This is a genomic window from Porphyromonas sp. CAG:1061 (assembly GCF_000435035.1).
Taxonomy (GTDB): Bacteria; Bacteroidota; Bacteroidia; order Bacteroidales; family Porphyromonadaceae; genus Porphyromonas_A; species Porphyromonas_A somerae.
In genome coordinates, this window is the sequence record NZ_HF988847.1 from 1 (window position 1) to 6,995 (window position 6,995).

Genomic DNA, 6,995 nt, shown 5'->3' on the forward strand with positions numbered 1-6,995 from the left:
CTATTTAATACGGACCCCTCAGCCGGGGTCCTCCCCTAATAGACGTACCTATGAATGCCCTACGGCTAGGCTTTTCTAATGCGTAACCCTGCGAATGAGGGGTGCATGGGTTCTTTCTCCTTAATTTTGGTTATATTTGTATTCTAAAAGTATCATTATGGGAATAGATAAAGCACTTAAGGTGGGGGATAGGGTCCGATTTATGGATGCCACTGGTGGTGGTGTGGTGCGTAGAGTACTCCGCAGTAGTGGGGTAGTCTATGTAGAGGATGAGAGTGGCTTTGAGGTGCCGGTGCTTCAGTCTGAAGTGCTGAAGGTGGAGGGACCAGAGACTGGTTTGTCGTCGAAAGAGAGTCCACTTCCTTCGCCTAATAAAGTGACCTCACAGCCAGAGATTCGCTCTACAGTGAAACGCAGTAGTGACTCAGAGGGGGAGCGACTGAATGTATCGCTCTGCTACCTTCCTGAGGAGGGAGGCCAGATAGGGCGGTGTCGCTATGAGGTTTACCTGGTGAATGACTCCAACTACGACCTCTTTGTAGCCTATAGCTCGGGTCGCGGAGCAGAGCAGGAGCTGAGGTATAGCGGGGTGGTACCCTTTGATAGCAGTGAGGAGCTGGAGAGCTTCGACCCTTTGGAGCTACCAGAGCGTAGTCGGACAACGGTACAGCTACTTGCCTTTAAGGAGGGCGGTATCGCCTACCGACCTAAGCAGGCGATGAGCTTTGAGCTGAAGATAGATGGTGCTCGTTTTATGAAGGAGGGAGCCTTTGTGGAGAGCCCTTACTTTGATGATGGGGCGATCACCTTTGAGCTAGTAAAGGAGGATCAACCACTGGTGACTAAAAAGGTGGAGGCGGAGCAATTGGCTAGCGAGATGATGCGGGCTAAAGTGCAATTGGATAGTCCTAAGAGAAGGGCTAGAAAAGGCGTTTCTAAGCACAAGGGGGAGCCACTAGTGGTAGACCTCCATATTAATGAATTGGTGGATAGTACCCTTGGCATGGAGCCTAAGGATATGCTTGAGATACAGCTTGAGAAGGTGGAGGAGATACTCCGTAGCCGACGCAAGCCTAATCACGTGGGGGAGAAGGTAATCTTTATCCACGGTAAGGGCGAGGGGGTGCTCCGGAAGGCGGTATGGGACTTAATCCATCGGAAGTTTCCTCGCCACGACTTGCAGGATGCATCGTTTCAAGAGTATGTCTTTGGTGCCACTCAGGTAACTATTAGATAAGAAATTGATTCAATATATATTATGGGTGTAGAGATAGAGCGTAAGTTTTTACTCAAGACGGGAGCGTCACTTCCGGAGAGTGACGAGGTGCTAAATATTCAGCAGTCTTATGTGGCAAAAGGGGAGGGTGGAGAAGGCGCCTCGGTGCGGGTCCGTTTGGTCAATATGGAGGAGGCTTTTCTAACCATCAAGCAAGCTTCTAGGGAAAACCTAGCGGTGCGGAGTGAATTTGAGTACCCTATCCCTGTGGAGGATGCTCTGGAGATTATGGAGCTGAGCCCTTTTACAAAGGTGGTGAAGCAACGTCATATCATCGTGATCGGTGAAAACAAGTGGGAGGTGGACTTTTTCCTCGAGGAAAATGAAGGCTTGATCGTAGCGGAGTTGGAGCTCCCATCGGTGGATACCGAGGTAGAGCTGCCGGAGTGGGTCGGTGAAGAAGTGACGAACGACAAGAGATACCTCAATAACTACCTAGCAGTACACCCCTATAGTACATGGAATAACTAATCTAAAATATAAAGTGACTATTATGAAGAGAAGATACTTACTTGCTTTGCTCGCTATGGTGCTGGTGGCACCATGGGCAGTGGCAGATGGAGGAATGTGGATGCTGCAATTTTTGAAGCAGCAAAACCTAAAGCGGATGCAGGAGATGGGCTTGAAGCTATCGGCTGAGGAGATCTATAATCCTGGTCGGGGGGCTTTGGGCGATGCCGTGGTGCAATTTGGCGGTGGCTGTACGGGGGAGATTGTCTCGAGCCAAGGTCTGGTCTTTACCAACCATCACTGTGGTTATGGTGAGATTCAGAGCCATAGTTCGGTAGAGGCCAACTATCTCCGCGATGGCTTTTATGCGCCTACCCTTCAGGATGAGCTCCCCAATCCGGGGCTGAATGTGACGATTGTGGAGGAGATTGTTGATGCTACGGACTATCTCAGTCAGTACTTGGAGAAGGTAGGGGAGCAGGACCCTCTCGTGTATATGCGTCGTGGCTATCTGCGTAAGGTGGCCGAGCAGTGGTATGTGGAGAATAGAGGAGCACTCACAGCAGGAGTGACCTTGGATATGGCTCCTTTTTATGAGGGCAATAGGTATTATCTCTTTGTGAAGAAGCAGTACTCGGATATCCGCTTAGTGGCAGCACCACCTAGCTGTATCGGTAAGTTTGGTGCCGATACAGACAACTGGGAGTGGCCTAGGCACTCGGGTGACTTTTCGGTCTTCCGAATCTACACGGCACCCGATGGTTCGCCAGCAGAGTATTCTGCAGATAATGTACCTCTAAAGCCTAAGTATTACCTCAAGGTGAGTGGCAAGGGGGTAGAGGAGGGAGACTTCGTGATGATGATGGGCTTCCCAGGCACTACCAATCACTTCTACACGCCTAGCGAGGTGCGGGAGCGTCTGGAGGTGGATAACCAGATCCGAATTGACCTTCGTAAGGTGCGCCAAGAGGCAATGTGGGAGGAGATGATGAAGGATGAGGCGGTCAATATCCAATATGCTGCAAAGTATCAAGGTTCGACCAACGCTTATAAGAATGCGATTGGCACCAGTTGGGCAGCACGTAAGAAGAACTTCGAGGCGGTGAAGCAGGAGATGGTGGATCGCCTCCTTGCCTACAGTAAGCAGCAGAATAAGCCTGAGTATGCCGAGGCGGTTGCTAAGATAGAGGCGATGGTGAAGGAGCGGGCTACGCTACGGGCACTCGCCAAGATCTATGAGGAGGGGCTCTGGAGAGCGGTGGAGACGGCTAAGGCTCCGCTGATCAAAAGTGATGAGGAGTTGAGGCAACTTCGTGACCCACAGGCGGCCACTAAATGGTACGATGATGTGGTACTAGGTTACTTTGATAAGGACTACAATAAGGAGGTAGATCGCAAGGTGACCGCTGCGATGTTTGAGGCGGTGCTGAAGTACATTGACCGTGTGACGGAGGGGCAGGAGCTATCGATTCAATTGCAAACCCCTTTTACTATCCGAAGCTTGATGGAAAGTAAGGACTTGGGTGCTATCTTTGATGAATCGATCTATTTTGATAAGGCGAAGATGGTGGAGGTACTGAGCTCTGAAGGGGGTGAGGTGGCATATGCGTTAGATCCTGTCACTTTACTCGCTTTCTCAGTGCGTGAGGATATGAAGACTATCTCCAAAGCACTCTCGGAGTATGACCGTGACTTTGCTCTAGCTCGCCGTACATTGCTACAGGGAATGCTGGAGATGGATGGGGAGATGAACCTTTGGCCTGATGCCAATCTTACACTTCGCTACACCTTTGGTCAGATCAAGGGTTATGTGCCTAGGGACAATGTCTATTATGGCGCTCAGACCACTATGGATGGAATTATGGAGAAGTGGGATGACGAAAGCCCTGAATTTTATCTCCTCCCTAAGGTGGTGGATATCTACCGTAATAAGGACTTCGGGCGCTGGGCTCTGCCAAATGGTAAGATGCCTGTGAATATTGTGGCAACTACTCATACTACCGGTGGAAACTCGGGTTCGCCTTTGGTGAATGGTAAGGGTGAGCTTGTGGGCATCAACTTCGACCGCAACTGGGAGGGCGTTGGTGGTGATATCGAGTATCTGCCCGATTATCAGCGGAGTATTATCCTAGATGTGAGATATCTACTGATGATATTGGATAAATATCTAGGGGCTGATAGACTGATGAATGAGTTGGATATCGTTGAGTAAAAAGTGGATTTATGAATAGAAGTCTACTAAAAGCACTGCTGCTCTTTTGCTGCATCCTGACTTTGTCGGGGTGTCGCAAGGAGGAGCAGTGCCAATCTATTCGCATCGTACATACCACTGATGTGCATGGTCGCCTATTTCCCTATGACTTGGTCAATGACCAGCCTAGCGAAGGAAGTTATGCACGGGTTGCTGCCTATGTGCAGGAACTAAAGGAGAGCAATCAGGAAGTGTTGCTCCTCGATGCAGGAGATATCCTACAGGGCCAGCCTACAGCCTACTACTATAATTATATTGATACGGTGGGAGTGCATCCGTTGGCTACCTTTTTCAATCAGTATGGGTATGATGCCATTACGATGGGTAACCACGACATAGAGACGGGGCATAGCGTTTACGATAAGTTTGTGACTCAGCTTAATATCCCTGCACTTGGTGCCAATGTGCTGAGGGAAGAGAGTGGAGAGCCCTACTTCCAGCCTTTTGTGATCGTCAATAAGGGTGGACGAAGGATTGCGGTGATCGGAACCACTACACCTAGTCTTACTGACAACCTGCCGGCTCACCTTTGGAGCGGTATGAAGCTGACCGATCAGGTGGAGACGGTTCGTAAGTATGTAGACGAGATAAAGGCCTCGAAGCCCGATATGATTGTGGCTTTGATCCACAGTGGTAGTGGAAATAGAGACGGTGCTTACTACCCCAAAGCAGAGCATGTGGGCTATCAGATGGCACGTGAGGTGCCAGAGCTAGACTTGATCCTTTTGGGGCATGATCATAAAGAGTTGCTAGACTCAGTAGTACATCAGAATGGAAAGGTAACTTACCTCCTTAATCCTGGTAGTGATGCCATGAGTGTAAGTGATACTGAGGTATTCTTCTGTAAGCAATCTAATGGCGCTAGTTCTATTAAGATCACACCTAAGATTGTCTCTCTTAAGGAGGTAGAGCCCGACCCTTCCTTTATGGCGAGCTTCGCAAAAGAGCGTGAGGCGGTTGATGCATTTATTTCGTCACCAGTGGGGCACCTGACGGAGAATATCGATGCGAGGAGCTCATTCTTCCGCCCTGCAACCTTTACCGACCTGATCCATCAGGTGGAGCAATTTGCTTTTCCGCAAGCTGAGATAACGCTGACGGCACCATTGGACTTCAATGTCTTATTGAAGAAAGGAACCATCTCTATTCGTGACCTATTTAAGCTCTATCGCTACGAAAATAGCCTCTACCTGATGCGGCTGTCGGGAGAGGAGGTGCGTGGAGCTCTAGAGGAGAGCTACGACCGCTGGATACAAACCATGTCGGGCCCTGCAGATGGCCTAATTCAGATCAATGAGGAGTACTTTGGTGGGCAGTATTTGGCTACAGCTCATCCCACATACAACTTTGATACCGCTTCAGGCATCACTTATACGGTGGACGTGCGGAGACCTCGTGGAGAGCGGGTAAAAATTACCTCTGTAGGGGTGGCTCCATTTGACCCTCAACGCACCTATTTAGTGGCGGTCAATTCGTATCGTGGTTCGGGCGGAGGTGGCTTGCTTACCAAAGGTGCTGGCATTCCAGTTCAGGAGCTGCAGGATAGAATTGTGGAGACAACGGAGCGAGACTTAAGGCATTACTTTATGCTCTTTCTGCAGAAATACGACCCCTATACGCCTACCATTAAGGCAAAGTGGTCGTTCGAACCAAGAGAGTGGACGGAGCCTGCTATACAGCGAGATAGCACCACTCTATTTAGTCATCTAAAGCAGTGATACTATGAATAGCTTATCAAAGGATAATTATTGTGTGATCATGGCTGGCGGAGTGGGGTCCCGCTTTTGGCCTTGGAGTAGAAACGACCGACCGAAGCAATTCCTAGATATTATTGAATCTGGGCGGACGATGATACAGGAGACTTTTGACCGCTTTGACCCCTTTATCCCGGAGGAGAATATCTATGTGATGACGGGGAAGCAGTTTGAAGCTCAGATGCTAAGGGAGCTACCCGCACTGCACCCTAGTCAGATCCTTACTGAGCCTGAGCGACGAAATACCGCTCCTGCCATTGCCTATGCTGCTTACAAGATCGCTAGCATTAATCCCGATGCGGTGATGATTGCCTCTCCTGCCGACCAGCATATCCAAAATGTGGGTCTATTTAAGGAGACGGTGCTCAAGGCAGCCGACTATGCTAGAGAGCACCACTGCCTGATGACGATTGGGATTGAGCCGACCTATCCAGCTACAGGGTATGGGTATATTGAGATGACGGAGCAAGCCAAAGCTGATGGCATCGGTCCGATTATCCGTTTTCAGGAAAAGCCCTCTGAAGAGGAGGCAATCAAGCTTTTGGCAACGGGTAACTATCTTTGGAATTCAGGGATATTCATCTGGCGAGTGAGGGATATTATTGAGGCACTGGAGCGGTATCTTCCCGAGGTGGCGGTCCTTTTTGCCGAGATTGATGCTTATGGAAGTGCCAATGAGACGGAGGCGGTAGCAAGAGCCTTTTTGGCTTGCCCATCTATCTCTATTGATTATGGGGTGATGGAAAAGGCCGAAGGGGTTGCTACCATTCATGGGGCGTTCGATTGGGATGACCTCGGTACGTGGCAGAGCCTTTACCGATACCAAACCCAAAACCCTTCTCAGGTCAGTGATAAGGCACCTGCAAAGGGCCGATTGATACTCGATAATAGTCCACATACCATGGTGCATCAAGGGGTGTCAGGAAAGGATGTGGTGGTGATAGGGCTGGAGGACTACTTAGTAGTGGACTTGGAGGATACGCTCCTCATAGCCCCCAAGAGTGATGAGAAGAAGCTCCACGCTTGGATGGATACCTACGCGAAGCAGCTGAAGAAGTAGTTTTCACCTTTTTTCGGCTCGAAATCAAAAAAGAATTGGCCGGAAGGTTGGTGATATCAAATATTTTAGTATCTTTGCAACACTTTTGAGGCACAAAAAAAAGCTTTAAGGGTAAGGAGAGGTGGCAGAGTGGTCGATTGCGGCGGTCTTGAAAACCGTTGAGGTGCGAGCCTCCGGGGGTTCGAATCCCTCCCTCTCCGCTTT

At 49.7% G+C, this 6,995-nt stretch carries 5 protein-coding genes and 1 tRNA gene; all 6 read left to right on the forward strand.

Annotated elements, in window-relative coordinates; translation table 11 throughout:
• Nucleotides 1-157: 157 nt before the first annotated feature.
• The 6 genes from QVO39_RS00950 to QVO39_RS00975 all read left to right on the forward strand — a co-directional run bounded on the left by QVO39_RS00950 (nucleotide 158) and on the right by QVO39_RS00975 (nucleotide 6,991).
• Entirely contained in the window at nucleotides 158-1,237 is a 1,080-nt protein-coding gene (locus QVO39_RS00950) for a DUF2027 domain-containing protein (protein ID WP_021902628.1), read from the forward strand.
• 21 nt (nucleotides 1,238-1,258) lie between these two features.
• Entirely contained in the window at nucleotides 1,259-1,747 is a 489-nt protein-coding gene (locus tag QVO39_RS00955) for a CYTH domain-containing protein (protein ID WP_018027956.1), read from the forward strand.
• Between the two features lie 22 nt (nucleotides 1,748-1,769).
• Nucleotides 1,770-3,938 (forward strand): S46 family peptidase, encoded by a 2,169-nt coding sequence (locus tag QVO39_RS00960; RefSeq protein WP_021902629.1) that lies wholly within the window; start codon nucleotides 1,770-1,772, stop codon nucleotides 3,936-3,938.
• An 11-nt stretch (nucleotides 3,939-3,949) separates the two neighbouring features.
• Nucleotides 3,950-5,695, forward strand: a complete 1,746-nt coding sequence (locus QVO39_RS00965; RefSeq protein WP_021902630.1) for a bifunctional metallophosphatase/5'-nucleotidase — start codon at nucleotides 3,950-3,952, stop codon at nucleotides 5,693-5,695.
• A 4-nt stretch (nucleotides 5,696-5,699) separates the two neighbouring features.
• Entirely contained in the window at nucleotides 5,700-6,791 is a 1,092-nt protein-coding gene (locus QVO39_RS00970; protein WP_021902631.1) for a mannose-1-phosphate guanylyltransferase, read from the forward strand.
• A gap of 115 nt (nucleotides 6,792-6,906) precedes the next feature.
• Nucleotides 6,907-6,991 (forward strand) — tRNA-Ser (locus tag QVO39_RS00975).
• The last annotated feature ends 4 nt before the right edge of the window (nucleotides 6,992-6,995 follow it).